Raw genomic sequence first — 17,268 nt, 5'->3', positions numbered from 1 at the left:
CTTGCGCTGAATCTGTCGCGCTGATCGTGAGGTCAGCGCGGCTTGCGCTCGGCCAGCTCTTCGGCCGTGATGACCTGCACCAGCCGCACCACCTTCTTCACGCCCGAGATGGTGCGCACCAGCTCGACTGCGCGGCTGGCTTCGGCCTCGGTGACCTTGCCCATCAGGTAGACCACGCCGCGTTCGGTGACGATGGTGAAGGCGTTGGCCGACAGGTTGCGCGCGTCCACCAGCGTTGCCTTGACCTTGGTGGCCAGCAGCAGGTCGCGGGAGCGATCGCTGGGTGAGCTGGGCCAGCCGATCTCCAGCTCGTTGACCACGTTGCGCACGTTCTCGACCTTGGCGACGGCCTGCCCGATGGTGGCCTTGTCGGCTTCGCTGAAGACCTCGCCGGTCAGCAGCACCTGGCGGTCGTAGCTGGTGATGTTGACGTGCGAGCGTTCGCCCACCACGTCGCGGATGCGGTTCTGGGCTTTCAGCTCGATGCCCTGGTCCTCGACCTGCGTGCCGGAGGTGCGCCGGTCGGTGGCCATCAGCGCGCCGCCCACGGCGGCACCCCCGACGATCAGCGGTGCGCAGCCGCTCAGGGCCAGCACGGCGGTGCCGGCGGCCAGGGCGCCGCACAGGGCGCGGGCCATGGAAGCGCGGACAGGGTTCAGGGACAGGTCAGGACGGGTCATTCTTCGTTTTCTCCGAGCAGTTGAACATCCACCGCGTCGCACAGGCAGTGCAGCACCAGCAGGTGGACCTCCTGGATGCGGGCGGAACGGGCATGCGGGACGCAAATATGCACATCGGTCTCGGCCAGCTGCTGCGGCACCTTGCCGCCACCCTGGCCGGTGAGGGCGACCACGGTCATCTCCTTGTCGTGCGCGGCGTCGATGGCCGCCAGCACGTTGGCCGCATCGCCGCTGGTGGTGATGACCACCAGCAGGTCGCCGGGGTGGCCCAGCGCCTGCACCTGCTTGGAGAAAATCTGGTCGAACGAGTCGTGGCGCCCGACGGCGGTCAGGATCGACGTGTCTGTTGACAGCGACAGCGCGGCCAGGCCGGGCCGGTCGCGCTCGAAGCGGCCGACGAAAGCTGACGCGAAATGCTGCGCATAGCCCGCCGAGCCGCCGTTGCCGCAGACCAGCAGCTTGCCGCCCGAGGTGATGCAGCCCAGGATGGCCTGGGTGGCCTCGGCAATCGGCCGGGTGAGGGTTTCAGCGGCCGCGTACTTGAGGTCGGCGCTGTCGAAGAACTGTTGTTGTATGCGTTGCTCTAGCATCGGTTGATCATATTCGAGCCTCAGAATGCGTCGAATGCGGCCGGTAACCATTGCAATTCTTCACCGTCGATGGCGATCACATCGAAGCGGCACGGCGGCAGGCTGCGCAGCGGCCGCAGGTAATGCTGCGCCGCGTAGATCAGTTTGGCCCGTTTTGCCGCGCCGATGCTGGCCGCCGCGCCGCCCTGGCTGCGGCTGCGGCGGCTGCGCACCTCGACAAAGACCAGCGTGCCGTCGCGGTCACGCACGATCAGGTCCACTTCACCACCGCGCCGGCTGGGGCCGGCGGCGACTCGATAATTGCGCGTCACCAGTCGCAGCCCCTGATCGAGCAGATAGGCCAGCGCGCGGTCTTCGGCCTCCTGACCCGCGGCCTTCCTACTTTCCGGTTTCCCCTTGAGTTCTGACATCGACGACTCCCTGATTTCTTCCACCGCTTCGTCGCTGGTGCTGCGCGCTGCCGCGTCGGCCACGGCCGGCCAGCAGCACCCGACCGGTGCACTGTATGTGGTCGCCACGCCCATCGGCAACCTCGCCGACCTGAGCCTGCGTGCCGTTCATGTGCTGAGCCTGGTGGACGCCGTGGCCTGCGAGGACACGCGCGTCAGCGGCGGCCTGCTGCAGCGCCTGGGGCTGCACAAGCCGCTGATCTCGCTGCACGAGCACAACGAGGAAGCCCAGTCCGGCGCGGTGATCGCCCGCCTGAGCCAGGGCGAGCGTGTCGCCTATGTCAGCGATGCCGGCACGCCCGCCATCTCGGACCCCGGCGCGCGGCTGGTGGCGGCCACGCGCGCCGCCGGCCACCGTGTCGTGCCGATTCCCGGTGCCAGCAGCGTGGTGACGGCGCTCAGCGCGGCGGGCGACGTGGCGGGCAGCGGCTTCCGCTTCGCCGGCTTCCTGCCGCCCAAGGCGCAGGCACGCGACGTGGCGCTGCGCCGGCTGGCCGACGAGACCGCCAGCGTGGTGATCTTCGAGGCCCCGCACCGCGTGCAGGCCCTGGCCGACGCGCTGGCGGCTGCGCTGCCCGGCCGCACGCTCACGGTCTGCCGCGAACTGACCAAGCAGTTCGAGCAGATCGACACCCTGGCCACGCAGGACTGGCCGGCGTGGCTGGCGGCGGACGAACACCACCGGCGCGGTGAATTCGTGCTGGTGCTGCACGGCCGGCCCGAGCGCGAGGCGTTGACGGGTGACGAGGCCGCCGCCAGCCGCGCCGGGCTGGACGCCTGGCTCCAGGCGCTGCTGGAGGCCCTGCCGCTCAAGCAGGCGGTGGCGTTGGCGGTGCAGGCCACCGGCGCGCCGCGCAACGCGGTCTACCAGCGCGCGCTGGCGCTGAAAGCGGGCGATGACGGTGACGAAGCGCCCGCTGCCGTTCCCGCCGCCGCGCTGCCGCCGCTGCGCCGCCGCTGAGGTCAAACCACCATGAGCGGCGCGACGGCGGACACCGCCCTGGTCTGGTTCAAGCGCGATCTGCGCCTGCACGACCACGCGCCGCTGGCCGAGGCCGCGTCCTGCCGCGCCGCGCTGGGCCTGGTGATCCTGGAGCCGGAGTGGCTCGACAGCCCCGAGTTCGACGCCGCGCACCTGGCTTGGTGGCTGGCCTGCGTGGCTGAGTTGCGCGCCGCGCTGCTCGCGCGCGGTCTGCCCCTGCTGCTGCGCGTGGGCCGGGCGACCGAGGTGCTGGCCGCGTTGCGGCGCGACTTCGCCTTCGAGCGCCTGCTCAGCCACGAAGAAACCGGCCCTGGCTGGACTTACCGGCGCGACCTGGCTGTGGCCGCCTGGTGCCGCGATCAGGGCGTGCGCTGGCACGAGACGCCGCAGACCGGCGTGATCCGCCGTCTCAAAAGCCGCAGCGGCTGGGCGGCGCGCTGGCAGGCGCGCATGGACGCGCCGCCGGTTGACGTGCCTGCCGGCTTTGCCGCGCCCGAGTCGCCGGTGTTCGAGATCGGCCGCCTGCCCAGCCTGAAGAGCCTGGGCCTGGCGCCACACGGCAAGACGCTGCAGGCGGCGGGCGAGGTGGCTGGCGCGACCATGCTGCAGAGCTTTCTGCAGGCGCGCGGCGGCGACTATCGCCGCGCCTTGTCCAGCCCCTTGAGTGCCGAGGACGGCTGCAGCCGGCTGTCACCGCACCTGGCCTGGGGCACCTTGAGCCTGCGGCGGGTGCATCAGGCCACCGAGGCGCGCATCGCGGCGGCCTTGCGCACCGACGACCCTGCCGAGCGCCGCATCGCCCACGCGCTGCGCGGCTTTGCCGGCCGGCTGCGCTGGCACTGCCACTTCATGCAGAAGCTCGAAGACGAGCCGCAGATCGAGTTCCGCAACTTCGCCCGCAGCTGCGACGGCCTGCGCGAGGGCGATTTCGATCCGCTGCGCTTTGCCGCCTGGTGCGACGGCCAGACCGGCTTCCCGATGGTCGACGCCTGCATGCGCAGCCTGCGCGCCACCGGCTGGCTCAACTTCCGCATGCGCGCCATGCTGGTCAGCTTTGCCGCCTACCAGTTGTGGCTGCACTGGCGCGAGCCGGGGCTGTTCCTGGCGCGGCAGTTTCTGGATTTCGAGGCTGGTATCCACTGGAGCCAGATGCAGATGCAGTCCGGCACCACCGGCATCAACACGCTGCGCATCTACTCGCCGGCCAAGCAGGCGGCGGATCATGATCCGCACGGCGTCTTCATCCGCCGCTGGTGTCCGGAATTGGCGCGTGTGCCGCTGCCCTACCTGGCCCGGCCATGGACGCTGCCCGACACGCTGCAGCAGCACTGCGCCACCGTCATCGGCCGCGACTACCCGCTGCCCATCGTTGATGAAGCGCTGGCGCTGCAGCACGCCAAGGCGCGCTGCTACGGCCTGCGCCAGAGCGACCCGGCCCGGCAGGAGGCCGACGTGATCCAGCAGCGCCACGGCTCGCGCCGCAGCGGCCTGCCCAGCACGGTCCGGCCTGAGGCGGGCCGCCGCCGCGCCATATCGACGGCCCCTGCGATGTCGGCCCAGGCAGATTTGTTTGCCGGTGACGATCAGGCTTGACTGTGTTTCCGGCCGCTTCTTGAGTGACTCACGGTGGCTCAAATCGTTTCACAATGGGCCATGAATGCTGCACGAACAGGGTGCCTGCGCTGCGCCATCCCTTTCTTCGTCGGGTTGCTGTTGTCTGGGTCGGGAGGTGCTGCGTCAGCGGTGGCGCCAGAACCCGCCCCACCACCGGCCGCGGATGCGCCCGCCATGACGCTTCGCTTCGCGCCCGAGGCGGATTACGGCCCGTTCGTCTTCCGCGCGCCCGATGGCTCGATCCAGGGCCTGTCGGTCGAGATCCTGCAGCGCGCGGCCAGCCGGGCCGGGCTGCGGCTGATCACCTTGCCGCCGGCTGCGCTGGCCGAGAACCTGGCCGCCGTGCAGCGCGGTGAGGTCGATGTGCTGACCTCCCTGCGCCCCACGCCCGAGCGGGCCGGATACCTCGCCTTCAGCCCGCCCTATGTGCGCGTGCCCGCCGTGGTGGTGACGCTGCTCAACAGCGCGAACGATTTGCCCGCACTGGCCGGCCAGCCGGTGGCGGTGGGCCAGGGCTACGCGGTGGAGGCGCATGTGCGCCAGCGCTTTCCTGCCGTGCGCTGGGTCGCGGTGCCGGATGACCTGCAGGCCTTGCAGCGCCTGCACCGGCAGGAAGTCGCTGCCGTGGTGGCCGACGTCGCCAGCGTCGGCTTCCTGATGCAGCGCGAGGGCTGGACCGATTTGCGCCTGGGCAGCCCGGTGGGTTTCGATTACCCGCTCAGCCTCGCCTGGCGCAAGGACCGGCCCGACATCGGCGCGGCGCTGGAGCGCGGCCTGCGCGCCGTGCCCGCTGCCGAGCGCGAGGCCCTGCTGGCGCGCTGGCTGCCGCCGCAGGCTGAAGTCGACCAGCCGGCCAGCGATCGCGACCACCTCATGCTGATCGCCCTGGCGCTGAGCCTGCTGGGTGCGCTCATCTGGGGTGGGTTGCGCTGGCGCCGCAACCACCTGGGCGACGACCAGGAGCGCTGATGTCCGCCCGACTGCCCCAGACCCTGTCGTCCGGTCTCGGCCCGCCTGTCACCGAGGGAGAGGCCGAACGCGCGCATCGCATCGAAGCCCTCATCCTGCCCTGGATGGATGCGCATCCCTGGCGCATGTTCTTGCTGACCGGCGTCGGCGCCGGGCTGCTTGCCGGCGTGGCGCTGTGGCTGTCGCGCACGGCGCCGGGCGAGCTGGCCGGGCTCTGGTACGCCAACGTCTGGGGACTGTGCTGTCTGCTGGCCGCGCCGCGCCGCCAATGGCCGAGCCTGCTGCTGGCACTGGCCGTGGGCATCACCGTGGCCAACGGCCTGATGGGCCACAGCCTGCTGCGCTCACTGGGCTTTCTGCCGCCCAATCTGTGCGAGTCCTGGCTGGGTGCGGTGCTGTTGCGCGCCACGCCGGCCTATCAGGGCATCAGCAGCAGCCCGTCGCGCTGCTGGAGTGCGCTGCTGCGTGGTTCGCTGGTACCGACGCTGGCAGGCTCCAGCGTGGCGGCACTGCTGCTGGGGGGGGGTGATTTCAACGCATCGGTGCGGCTCTGGATGAGCTGGTTCCACAGCACGGTGATCGGCTCGGTTTCGCTGCTGCCGCTGGGCCTGGGCCTGTTGTCGGTCAGCCCGGCCGCGCTGCGCCGCCAGCTTGTCGACCCGGAAGCGCTGGCGCTGGCGTTGCTGGCCGTGGGCGTCACGGTGCTGTCGCTGCTGGGCTCGCCTTACCCCTTCATCTACGTCACGCTGCCGCTGGTGCTGGCGGCCGTGCGGCTGCGCTTCGTGGCGGTCACGGTCATGACCTGGCTGGCGGCGTCGACCGCGTGTCTGCTGATCGTGCACGGTCTGTTCGCCCCGCCGCCGCTGACCTCGGTCTGGCAGCAGAGCCTGGTGTACGGCCCGATCCTGGCGCTGGTGCTGCCACCGCTGTTGCTGGCTGCCGCCATGGAGCAGTCGCGCTTGCGGCGGGCCGACCTGCAGCGCAGCCAGCGCCGCTACCGCGACCTGTACGAGCGCACGCCCGCCATGATGCACACCGTCGGCCCCGATGGCCGCATCCTGAGCGTGAGCGAACTCTGGCTCGAACGCCTGGGCCAGGCGCGCGACGAGGTCATCGGCCGCCGCTTCCGCGACTTCCTGACCGACGACGCCCGCCGCGCACTGCCCGAGCCTGATCTCGACCAGACCGGCGCCCGCCGCGACGTCGAGTTGCAGTTGCGCCGCCGCGATGGCGCGGTGATCGACGTGCTGCTGTCGGCCACCCGCGAGCGCGATGCCGACGGCCGCATCACCATCACCCACGCCGTGCTGGAAGACGTGACCCGCAAGCGCCTGGCCGAGCAGCTGGCGGCCGAGCACGAACGCAGCCGCGTCACGCTGGAGAGCATCGGCGATGCCGTCATCAGCACCGACGCGGCCGGGCGCGTCGAATACCTCAACCCGGTGGCCGAGACCCTGACCGGCTGGCCGGAAGAGCGCGCCCGGGGGCTGCGGTACGCCGAGGTGGTGCACCGCCGCGCCGTCGACGGCGCCACTGAACTGCCCGACCCGGTGGCGCTGTGCCTGCACGAGCGCCGCCGCCCGCAACTGCCGCACCAGGTGCGCCTGAGCCAGGCTGGCGGCAGCGAGTTCGTGATCCAGGAGGCCGTGACGCCCATGTTCGACGCCAGCGGCACGCTGATCGGCGCCGTGGCCGTGTTCCAGGACGTCAGCGAAGCCCATGCGCTGGCACTGCAACTGGCCCACCGCGCCCAGCACGATGCGCTCACCGGCCTGCCCAACCGCCTGCTGCTGCAGGACCGCCTGACGCAGTGCCTGGAGCTGGCACGGCGCTATCAGCACTCATTTGCGCTGATGTTCATGGACATCGATCACTTCAAGTCCGTCAACGACACCCTCGGGCACGATCTGGGCGATGAGTTGCTGCGCCAGCTGGCCGGCCGTCTGCATGTGCACTTGCGCGCCAGCGACACCGCCTCGCGTCTGGGGGGGGATGAGTTCGTGGTGCTGCTGCCCGAAATCGACCAGCCCCATGCCGCGCAGGAAGTGGCCGAGCACCTGCTGCGCGCCGCCGCCGAGCCGTTTGTGTTGGACGTGCTCGACGTGACCGCCAACCCGGCCCACATCGCCCACGTCAGTCTCAGCATCGGCCTGGCCTGCTACCCGCAGGATGGGCTGGACGCGCCCACATTGATGCGCCACGCCGACGCCGCCATGTACCGCGCCAAGCGGGCCGGACGCAACCGCTGGATGCGGTTCACGGCAGAAGCCGAAAAGGCCGCGCTGCTTTAGGGGCCGGTCGAAGACGTCTGCGGCGTGAGCTTGAATGCCGAGCGCGCGTAGCCCAGCGATTCGGCCTGGGCCAGCGCGGCTTCCAGGTCGGCTGCCGCCATCTGTGGCGAGCGTGACAGCACCCAGCCGAAGCGCCGCGACGGCTCGCCCACCAGTGCCCAGCCGTAGTCGGGCGGGTTACCGGGAGCCAAGGCCAGCACCCAGTAGTCGCCGTAGAAGGGGCGGAAGAAGCTCACGCGCAGTTTGGCGTTGCCGCTGCCGGCCACGACCTTGGCCACGCCGGTGACTTCGTCGAAGGCGCCGTTTGCCTTGCGGCAGCGGTTGGTGACTTCGATGTCATTGCCCTGCGCCCGGTAGCGCGCCTGCGTGTCGGCCACGCACTGCGCCTGGAAGCGGTTGGGCAGCGAGGCGGCCTCGTACCAGGTGCCGGCGTAGCGCGTCAGGTCGACGGAGGCGACGGTGGCCATCGGCGCGGTTGGCACGCCAGGCGCCGAGGCGCAGCCCGCCAGCAAGGCCAAGGCTGCCGTTGCCGCGCCCGCCCGCAGCGTCAGCCGCAGCCGCAGCTTCATGCCGCCATGCCCTGGTGGCGCAGCAGCGCGTCGATCGTCGGTTCACGGCCACGGAAGGCCTTGAAGTTGTCGATCGCGTCGCGGGCGCTGCCGGCTTCCAGGATCTGCTGGCGGTAGCGGCGGCCGGTGTCGGGGTTGAGCACGCCTTCTTCCTCGAAGGCGCTCCAGGCGTCGGCGCTCAGCACCTCGGCCCACTTGTAGCTGTAGTAGCCCGCCGCATAGCCGCCGGCAAAGATGTGGGAGAAGGTGTGCTGGTGGCGGCTGAAGGCCGGTGGCTTGAGCACGGCAACTTCGTCGCGCACCTCGTCGATCACCTGCTGGATGCGGGTGTCGCTGCCGGCTTCGGCGTGCAGGCGCATGTCCAGCAGCGAGAACTCGACCTGGCGCAGCGTCTGCATGCCGCTCTGGAAGTTCTTGGCCGCCAGCATCTTGTCGAACAGCGCCTGCGGCAGGGCCGCGCCGGTGTCGACGTGGGCGCTCATGTGCTTGATGACCTCCCACTCCCAGCAGAAGTTCTCCATGAACTGGCTGGGCAATTCGACCGCGTCCCACTCGACGCCGCTGATGCCCGAGACCGCCAGCTCGCTCACCTGCGTCAGCATGTGGTGCAGGCCGTGGCCGAACTCGTGGAACAGCGTCTGCACGTCGTCGTGGCTCAGCAGCGCGGGCTTGTCACCCACGGGCGCCGGGAAATTGCACACCAGGTGCGCCACGGGCGTCTGCAGCGCGCCGGTGTCCGGGCGCTGCCAGCGGCCACGCACGTCGTCCATCCAGGCGCCCGGGCGCTTGCCGGGGCGGGCGTAGGGGTCGAGGTAGAACTGGCCGACCAGCTGGCCGGCGCGCTCGATGCGGTAGAAGCGCACCGACTCGTGCCAGACCGGTGCCACGTCCGGGCGGATCGCCACCTCGAACAGGGTCTCGATGATGCGGAACAGGCCTGCCATCACCTTGGGCTCGGTGAAGTACTGCTTCACCTCCTGATCGCTGAAGGCGTAGCGCGCTTCCTTGAGCTTTTCGCTGGCGTAGGCGCTGTCCCAGGACTGCAGGTCGGTGATGCCCAGGTGCTGGGCGGTGAACTCGCGCAGCTCGGCCAGGTCACGCTCGGCGTAGGGCCGGGCACGGTGGGCGAGGTCGCGCAGGAAGTCGAGCACCTGCTTGGGGTCGTGCGCCATCTTGGGCACCAGCGACACGTCGGCGTAGCTCGGATAGCCCAGCAGCACGGCCTCTTCCTGGCGCAGGCGCAGGATGCTGGCCATCACGGCGCTGTTGTCGCGCTCGGCCGGGCCGGCTTCGCTGGCGCGGGTGACATAAGCCGTGTAGAGGCGCTGGCGCAGTTCGCGGTTGTCGGCGTACTGCATCACCGGCAGGTAGACCGGCATGTGCAGCGTGAGCTTGTGGCCGTCGCGGTCTTCGGCCTCGGCCGCCGCGCGCGTGGCCATCAGCACGTCTTCGGGCACGCCGGCCAGTTCGGCGGCGCTGGCGTAGTGGCTGTAGCCGTCGGTGGCGTCGAGCACATGCTCGGAGAACGCCTGAGACAGCTGCGCCTGCTCGTCCTGGATCGCGGCATAGCGGGTCTTGGCCTCGCCTTGCAGCTCGGCGCCCGAGAGCACGAAATCGCGCAGGCTGTGCTTGAGGGCTTGCGCGCGTGCCGCGTCCAGCTTGGCGGCAGCCGGGCTGGTGGCGATGGCCTTGTCGATCGCCTTGTATTTGGCGTACAGCCGCTCATCCGCGCCCAGACGGGTGAAAAACTCGGTGATGGCAGGCAGCTGGGCGTTGTAGGCCGCGCGCAGCTCGGGCGTGTCCATCACGCCCTTCAAGTGGCCGATCGCGCCCCAGGCACAACCCAGCCGCTCGGTCGCCACGCCCAGCACGCGGCTCAGCGCGTCGTAGTCGGCCGGCGTGGCGTCGCTCACGGCCAACTCCAGCGCCTCGCTGGCTTGCGCCAGCAGGGCATCGATGGCCGGGCCGACATGTTCGGGGCGGATCGCGTCGAACAGCGGCAGCGGGGCGGGGGAAAGCAGCGGGTTGGGTGTGTTCATGCTGGTTCAGATGGCAGCGCGCTCGGCCGCTTCAAGGGTGTTGACCAGCAACATTGTGATGGTCATCGGCCCGACCCCGCCCGGCACGGGGGTGATGTAGCCGGCCACCTCTTTGCAACCGTCGAAGTCGACGTCGCCGCACAGCTTGCCTTCGTCGTTACGGTTCATGCCGACGTCGATCACCACGGCGCTGGGCTTGACCATGTCGGCGGTCAGCACGTTGCGCTTGCCCACGGCGGCGACCACGATGTCGGCCTGGCGCGTGTGGAAGGCCAGGTCGGCCGTGCCGCTGTGCGTGACGGTGACGGTGGCGTTGGCGGCCAGCAGCATCATGGCCATCGGCTTGCCGACGATGTTGCTGCGGCCGATCACCACGGCGTGCTTGCCGCGCAGGTCCTTCATGCCGATGGATTCGAGCATCTTCATGCAGCCATACGGCGTGCAGGCCTTGAAGCCGACTTCGCCCACCATCAGCGCGCCAGCGCTGGCGACGTGGAAGCCGTCGACGTCCTTGTCGGGCGAGATCGCCTCGATGACCTTGTGGTCGTCGATGTGCTTGGGCAGCGGCAGTTGCACCAGGATGCCGTGGATGGCGGGATCGTTGTTGAGCGCCTCGACGCGGGCGAGCAGCTCGGCCTCGGTCATCGTGGCGTCGTACTTCTCCAGCACCGAGTGCAGGCCGCTGTCCTCGCAGGCCTTGACCTTGTTGCGCACATAGACCTGGCTGGCGGGGTTTTCGCCCACCAGGATCACGGCCAGGCCGGGCGTGATGCCACGGGCCTTGAGCGCGGAGGCGCGCTGCGCCACATCGGCGCGAATCTGGCGGGACAGGGCGTTGCCGTCGATCAGTTGTGCGGTCATGTCAGTGAATCCGGGTGAGGCTGTGCAGTGGGTGAGGGGAACAAAAACGGCTGGCATCAAAACACAAAAAGGCCGCGCGTGGCGGCCTTTCGTTGAGCAAAGAGCGTCAGACCTTGGCCGCAGCGCCGAGGGCGATCTTCAGCAGATCGGCCACCGTGTTGGCGTTGAGCTTTTCCATGATGTTGGCGCGGTGCGCTTCCACCGTCTTGATGCTGATGCCGAGGTCGTCGGCAATCTGCTTGTTCAGGCGGCCGGCGACGATGCGCTCCAGCACCTGCGACTCGCGCGTGGTCAGGCGGCCCAGCAGCGCGTCGCGGCTGGCCTGTTCCTGGTACTGCGAGAAGGCGCTGCGGGCACGCTCCAGCATGCGCTCGATCAGGTTGAGGAGTTCCTCTTCCTTGAAGGGCTTCTCGATGAAGTCTTCGGCGCCTTTCTTCATCGTCGTCACGGCCATCGGCACGTCGCCGTGGCCGGTGATGAAGACGATGGGCAGAGGGCTGCGGCGCTCCAGCAGGCGATCCTGCAACTCCAGGCCGGTCATGCCGTCCATGCGGATGTCGGCCACCAGGCAGGCGACCTCGCGCGGGTCGAAGCGCGACAGGAAGGCTTCGGCCGAGTCGAAGCACTTGACGCGGTAGTCCTTGCCTTCGAGCAGCCACTGCAATGAATCGCGCACGGCTTCATCGTCATCGACGACGTAGACCGTGCCTTTTTTCGGGATCAAGCTCATGTCTGCTCGGTACTCTTGTAGGTCGAATCGATGGTGCTGCTCACGGGCAACAAGACCGTGAATCGGCACCCTGTAGGTAGCCCTGCAGTGTAAATGTTCTCCGCTTTGATCCGGCCCTGATGCGACTCGATGATCGAGCGGCACAGCGACAGGCCGATGCCCATGCCATCGGCCTTGGTCGAGAAGAAGGCTTCATAGAGCCGGTTGATGACTTCTTCCTTCAGGCCGGGGCCGGCGTCGGTGACGCTGAACTCGATCGTGCCGCCCAGGTCGGGCGTGTGATGCGGCACCACGCGCAGCTCGATCGTGCGGCGCGAGTTGGGCAACTGCGCGTTGTCGATGGCCTCGGCAGCGTTCTTGATCAGGTTGAGCAGCACCTGCTCGATCAGGATCGGATCGACGTTGAGCGGCGGCAGCCGTTTGGCCACATAGCTGTGGATGGCGACGTTGCGGCGCTTGAGTTCGATGCCGGCCAGCTCCAGCGTGTCCTCGACGATCTCGACCGCGCTCGACATCTGGCGCTGCGGCTCGCTGCGCTTCACGAACGAGCGGATGCGGTGAATGATCTGCCCGGCGCGCTGCGCTTGGCGCGCGGTCTTCTCCAGCGCGCTGATCAGGTCTTCATCGGTCAGGCGACCGGCCTGATGGCGCGAGATGATGCCGCTGCAGTAGTTGCTGATGGCCGCCAGCGGCTGGTTCAGCTCATGAGCCACCGACGACGCCATCTCGCCCATCGTCACCAGCCGGCTGGTGACCTGCGCGCGTTCGGCCTGCTGGGCCGACAGCTCTTCCATGCGCCGCCGTACGGTGATGTCGGTGGCAATCAGCATCTGCGCCAGCCGGCCGTCGGTCCACTGCAGGTAGCGGGCGCGCACGTCGAACCATTTCTGCTGGCTCTCGACGTAGACCTCGCGCGGGTCGGCGCCCAGGTCATGCAGCTCGGACGCCGGCAGGCCGGTGAGCGCGTCGACGTCGTCCTCTTCCTGATCGCTGGTGTCCAGGCGCGCCAGCTGCGGCGTGTGCAGCCCGGCGAGCTGGCCGTGCCAGAGCGCGTCCGAGCCGAACCAGAGCCGGTAGCTGCGGTTGGCAAACAGCAGCTCGCCTGCCGGCACCGACAGCACCGACACCGAGGCGTCCAGCCCCTCCAGCACGGTGGTGAAGCGCTCGTGCGAGGCGGTGAGCTGGTCGCGGATGCGCTTGGCCTCGGTGATGTTGGTCATCGACGTCATCCAGCCGGTCTGCTGGCCGCGTGCGTCGATCAGCGGCGACACGTACAGCCGCGAGTCGAAGCGCGTGCCGTCCTTGCGCATGACCTTGACCTCGATGCCGCCGGCCGGGCTGCGGCCGGCCAGCTCCTGCTGCAGCAGGCGGGCGCTTTCTTCCATGCGCTCGGGCGGCCAGTGCGGGAAGGGCGGCATGCGACCGATCAGGTCGGCCTCGCTGAAGCCGGTCATGGCGCAGAAGGCCGGGTTGACGTAGGTGATGCGCCCGTCGGTGTCCATGGCGCGCATGCCCGTCAGCATGGAGTTTTCCATCGCACGGCGGAAGTTGGTCTCCTGCACCAGCGCGCCCTGGATCTGCAGGCGCCGGCGCATGTGGCGCCAGGTGCCCAGCAGCATCCACAGCGTCAGCACCGACAGCGCCAGCACCATCCAGAACAGCGTGTTGCCGATCAGCCCGAACGAGGTGCGGTAGCCCTCGCCGCGCAGGGTGACGCCGTGGCCCACGGGGGCGAACGACACGCTGTAGCTCAGCGTGGTGCTGGTGCGTCCGGGCTGGCTGGCCATGGTGCTGACGAGCGTCTGGTCGTCCACGCCGAGCAGGCTGATGACGTGGCGCCGCGAGACCTCCGCCGGCACGAACGAGCGCAGCAGCGCCTCGACCGAGTATTCCGCCACCAGCGTGCCCGCAAAGGCACCATGGTCGATCAGCGGCACATGCACCTGGAACACCAGCAGCTTGGCGTCGTGGAGGAAGGGGCGGGAGTAGACCGGCAGGCGCAGGTCGCGCGCGTCCTCGAAGGCCGTCACCGCCTGCGCGCGGCCGGTGCTGGTGTCGATGCCGTCCAGCAGGCCCAGCCTGGGCATGGCGCCGACCAGATCGGGCGACACATGGCGCGCCACCGCCTGGCGCGAGCCATTGAGCCAGGAGATGCCGACGATCTCCGGCCGGCTCTGGATCAGCGCCTCGCTCTGGGCGACGAAGTCCTCGCGGTTGGTGGCGCGTGTCACCACCTCGCGTGCCAGGCGCACCAGCTGTTCCTGGTTGTCGATCAGGCGCAGCCGGATCTGCTGTTGCACCAGTTCGGTGTCACGCTTGACGGATTCCAGCTCGCGCTCGACCTCCTCGGTGCGCAAGTACCAGAACGCCACCACCATCGTCGCCAGGAACAGCAGCACCGACAGCAGCGGCGCCAGTGCTGCCACACGATCCTGACGCGCCGGTGGCAGACGCCGCCACCAGGACCCGAACCAGCGCTGCAGGCGGGAGCGGCCCGCCATCGGACGAGAGCGAGGGTTGGAACTCATGGGCAGACGTGCGCTTTCATGCCTGAATTATCGATGTGGAACCGGTGCCTGCCGGGATGTTGCGGTGCACCAAAAAGAAACGATCGTTCGATAATATTTCGCATTATGAAATCAACACGCACGATTTGAAATTCAATCGCTCTTGTGCGAGACTTTCGCCCCAAGCCCTGAAAAAGGGCGCGTTGCCCCGTGTCTGCGGGGTTTTCATCACAAGCAGCACGAGGAGACTTCATGTCTGCATTGCCCGAGAGCCTGCCCCAAGCGGCGGCCCATGACACCGACGCCCAGGAAACCCGCGAATGGCAGGACGCGCTGTCCGCCGTCATCGGCGCCGAGGGCGGTGACCGCGCCCACTTCCTGCTGGAGACGCTGATCGACCAGGCCCGCCAGGCCGGCATCGACGTGCCGTTCTCGGCCAACACCGCCTACGTCAACACCATTCCTGCCGACCAGGAAGAGCGCTGCCCCGGCAACATCGAGATCGAAGAGCGCCTGCGCGCCTACATGCGCTGGAACGCCATGGCGATGGTCGTCAAGGCCAACCGCCACAACCCCGAAGACGGCGGCGACCTGGGCGGCCACATCGGCTCCTTTGCGTCGCTGGCGCACATGTTCGGTGCCGGCTTCAACCACTTCTGGCACGCCGAGAGCAACGAAGCTGGCAAGGAACACGGCGGCGACTGCCTCTACATCCAGGGTCACGTGTCGCCGGGCGTCTACGCCCGCGCCTACCTGGAAGGCCGCCTGACCGAAGAGCAGCTGCTGAACTTCCGCCAGGAAGTCGACGGCCAGGGCCTGTCGAGCTATCCGCATCCGAAGCTGATGCCCGAGTTCTGGCAGTTCCCGACCGTCTCGATGGGCCTCGGCCCCCTGATGGCGATCTACCAGGCGCGCTTCCTGAAGTACCTGCACGCCCGCGGCATCGCCGACACCAGCAACCGCAAGGTCTGGGTCTTCTGCGGCGACGGTGAGATGGACGAGCCCGAGTCGCTGGGCGCCATCGGCCTGGCCGCGCGCGAGAACCTCGACAACCTCGTCTTCGTCATCAACTGCAACCTGCAGCGCCTCGATGGCCCGGTGCGCGGCAACGGCAAGATCGTGCAAGAACTCGAAGGCGAGTTCCGTGGCGCGGGCTGGAACGTCATCAAGCTGCTGTGGGGCAGCGAGTGGGACGGCCTGCTGGCGCGCGACAAGGACGGCGCCCTGCGCAAGCTGATGATGGAGACGCTCGACGGCGACTACCAGGCCTTCAAGGCCAACGATGGCGCCTACGTCCGCAAGCACTTCTTCGGCAAGGATCCGCGCACGCTCGAAATGGTCGCCAAGATGACCGACGACGAGATCTGGGCCCTGAAGCGCGGCGGCCACGACCCGCAGAAGGTCTACGCGGCCTTCCACAAGGCGGTCAACACCAAGGGCCAGCCGACCGTGATGCTGATCAAGACCGTCAAGGGCTTCGGCATGGGCAAGGTCGGCGAGGGCAAGAACACCGTCCACCAGACCAAGAAGCTGATCGACGAGGACATCAAGGCCTTCCGCGACCGCTTCAACATTCCCGTGCCCGACAGCGAACTGCCGAACATCCCGTTCTACAAGCCCGCCGACGACACCCCCGAGATGCAGTACCTGCACGCCCGCCGCAAGGCGCTGGGCGGCTACTTGCCCAAGCGTCGCGTCAAGGCTGAAGAGAGCTTCACCGTGCCGCCGCTCGAGACCTTCAAGGCCGTGATCGAACCCACTGCCGAAGGCCGCGAAATCTCCACCACGCAAGCCTATGTGCGCTTCCTGACGCAGTTGCTGCGTGACCAGGCGCTGGGCCCGCGCGTCGTGCCGATCCTGGTCGACGAGGCGCGCACCTTCGGCATGGAAGGCCTGTTCCGCCAGGTTGGCATCTACAACCCCGCAGGTCAGCAGTACACCCCGGTCGACAAGGACCAGGTCATGTACTACCGCGAGGACAAGGCCGGCCAGATCCTGCAGGAAGGCATCAACGAGGCCGGCGGCATGAGCAGCTGGATCGCAGCGGCCACGAGCTACAGCACGTCCAACCGCATCATGGTGCCGTTCTACGTCTACTACTCGATGTTCGGCTTCCAGCGCATCGGCGACCTGGCCTGGGCGGCGGGCGACATGCAGGCGCGCGGCTTCCTGCTGGGCGGCACGTCCGGCCGGACCACGCTGAACGGCGAAGGCCTGCAGCACGAAGACGGCCACAGCCACATCCTGGCCGGCACCATTCCCAACTGCATCAGCTACGACCCGACCTTCGCCCATGAAGTCGCCGTCATCATGCAGGACGGCCTCAAGCGCATGGTCGAGCGCCAGGAAAACGTCTTCTACTACATCACCCTGCTGAACGAGAACTACCCGATGCCCGGCCTGAAAGCCGGCACCGAGGCCGAGATCATCAAGGGCATGTACCTGCTGGAAGAGGCCGCACCGGCCAGCGCCACGGTCAACCTGCTGGGCTCGGGCACCATCCTGCGCGAGTCGCAGGCCGCCAAGCTGCTGCTGGAATCCGACTGGGGCGTCAGCGCCAACGTCTGGAGCTGCCCGAGCTTCAACGAACTGGCCCGTGACGGCCAGGCCGTCGAGCGCCACAACCTGCTGCACCCGACCGACGCGCCGCAAGTCGCGTTCGTCACGCAGCAGCTGCTGCGCACGGGCGGCCCGGTGATCGCGTCGACCGACTACATGAAGAACTACGCCGAGCAGATCCGCGCCTACATCCCGCGCGGCCAGACCTACAAGGTGCTGGGCACCGACGGCTTCGGCCGCAGCGATTTCCGCAGCAAGCTGCGCGAGCACTTCGAGATCAACCGCCACTACATCGTGGTCGCGGCGCTCAAGACGCTGGCTGACGACGGCGTGCTGCCGGCCACCACGGTGGCGGCTGCGATTGCCAAGTACGGCATCAAGGCCGACAAGATCAACCCGCTCTACGCCTGAGCCTCGTCCCAGCGCAA

Annotated in this window: 13 protein-coding genes; 5 read left to right on the top strand and 8 right to left on the bottom strand. The window is 68.6% G+C overall.

All coding sequences use genetic code 11. The features are described from left to right. Positions 1-32: 32 nt before the first annotated feature. Genes AC5IG3_RS17215 through AC5IG3_RS17205 form a run of 3 tightly spaced genes read right to left on the bottom strand, consistent with a single transcriptional unit; the run spans position 33 to position 1,680 of the window. Positions 33-638, bottom strand: a complete 606-nt coding sequence (locus AC5IG3_RS17215) for a BON domain-containing protein (RefSeq protein WP_491907509.1) — start codon at positions 636-638, stop codon at positions 33-35. A 38-nt stretch (positions 639-676) separates the two neighbouring features. After that, entirely contained in the window at positions 677-1,270 is a 594-nt protein-coding gene (locus tag AC5IG3_RS17210) for a phosphoheptose isomerase (RefSeq protein ID WP_491907508.1), read from the bottom strand. A 20-nt stretch (positions 1,271-1,290) separates the two neighbouring features. Continuing rightward, a complete protein-coding gene (locus AC5IG3_RS17205; protein WP_491907507.1) occupies positions 1,291-1,680 on the bottom strand; it encodes a YraN family protein in 390 nt (129 codons plus the stop codon). Between the two features lie 34 nt (positions 1,681-1,714). Between AC5IG3_RS17205 and rsmI the strand changes: the two genes are divergently transcribed. From rsmI to AC5IG3_RS17185, 4 genes are all read left to right on the top strand, one after another. Continuing rightward, entirely contained in the window at positions 1,715-2,680 is a 966-nt protein-coding gene (gene rsmI / locus AC5IG3_RS17200; protein WP_491907598.1) for a 16S rRNA (cytidine(1402)-2'-O)-methyltransferase, read from the top strand. A 12-nt stretch (positions 2,681-2,692) separates the two neighbouring features. Continuing rightward, positions 2,693-4,294, top strand: a complete 1,602-nt coding sequence (locus AC5IG3_RS17195) for a cryptochrome/deoxyribodipyrimidine photo-lyase family protein (RefSeq protein ID WP_491907506.1) — start codon at positions 2,693-2,695, stop codon at positions 4,292-4,294. A 195-nt stretch (positions 4,295-4,489) separates the two neighbouring features. Beyond that, entirely contained in the window at positions 4,490-5,284 is a 795-nt protein-coding gene (locus AC5IG3_RS17190; RefSeq protein WP_491907505.1) for a transporter substrate-binding domain-containing protein, read from the top strand. Beyond that, positions 5,284-7,575: a diguanylate cyclase domain-containing protein gene (locus tag AC5IG3_RS17185; protein WP_491907504.1), complete on the top strand. Its 2,292-nt coding sequence runs from the start codon at positions 5,284-5,286 to the stop codon at positions 7,573-7,575. The genes AC5IG3_RS17190 and AC5IG3_RS17185 overlap by 1 nt, the downstream gene beginning before the upstream one ends. Here AC5IG3_RS17185 and AC5IG3_RS17180 read toward each other — a convergent pair. The 5 genes from AC5IG3_RS17180 to AC5IG3_RS17160 form a co-directional block, all read right to left on the bottom strand. Beyond that, positions 7,572-8,144, bottom strand: a complete 573-nt coding sequence (locus tag AC5IG3_RS17180; RefSeq protein ID WP_491907503.1) for a lipocalin family protein — start codon at positions 8,142-8,144, stop codon at positions 7,572-7,574. The two genes, AC5IG3_RS17185 and AC5IG3_RS17180, sit on opposite strands and share 4 nt — an antisense overlap. Continuing rightward, positions 8,141-10,183, bottom strand: a complete 2,043-nt coding sequence (locus AC5IG3_RS17175; protein ID WP_491907502.1) for a M3 family metallopeptidase — start codon at positions 10,181-10,183, stop codon at positions 8,141-8,143. Before AC5IG3_RS17175 ends, AC5IG3_RS17180 begins: the two co-directional genes overlap by 4 nt. 6 nt (positions 10,184-10,189) lie before the next feature. Further along, the gene (folD, locus tag AC5IG3_RS17170; protein ID WP_491907501.1) at positions 10,190-11,044 is read right to left on the bottom strand and encodes a bifunctional methylenetetrahydrofolate dehydrogenase/methenyltetrahydrofolate cyclohydrolase FolD; all 855 of its coding nucleotides are present in this window, start codon (positions 11,042-11,044) and stop codon (positions 10,190-10,192) included. Positions 11,045-11,150: 106 nt separating this feature from the next. Then, positions 11,151-11,774 carry a response regulator transcription factor gene (locus tag AC5IG3_RS17165; RefSeq protein ID WP_491907500.1) on the bottom strand — a complete coding sequence of 208 codons (624 nt, stop codon included), beginning with the start codon at positions 11,772-11,774 and terminating at the stop codon, positions 11,151-11,153. Further along, positions 11,771-14,275 carry a PAS domain-containing sensor histidine kinase gene (locus tag AC5IG3_RS17160; protein ID WP_491907499.1) on the bottom strand — a complete coding sequence of 835 codons (2,505 nt, stop codon included), beginning with the start codon at positions 14,273-14,275 and terminating at the stop codon, positions 11,771-11,773. The genes AC5IG3_RS17165 and AC5IG3_RS17160 overlap by 4 nt, the downstream gene beginning before the upstream one ends. A 258-nt stretch (positions 14,276-14,533) precedes the next feature. Between AC5IG3_RS17160 and aceE the strand changes: the two genes are divergently transcribed. Beyond that, on the top strand, positions 14,534-17,251 hold the full coding sequence (gene aceE / locus AC5IG3_RS17155; RefSeq protein ID WP_491907498.1) for a pyruvate dehydrogenase (acetyl-transferring), homodimeric type: 2,718 nt from the start codon (positions 14,534-14,536) through the stop codon (positions 17,249-17,251). Positions 17,252-17,268 lie beyond the last annotated feature (17 nt).

Origin of the sequence: Leptothrix sp. (in: b-proteobacteria) (assembly GCF_965250675.1) — a bacterium.
GTDB lineage: Bacteria > Pseudomonadota > Gammaproteobacteria > Burkholderiales > Burkholderiaceae_C > Sphaerotilus.
The sequence above is the reverse complement of the archived record's forward strand: the minus strand, read 5'-3'. Positions and strand labels throughout refer to the sequence as shown.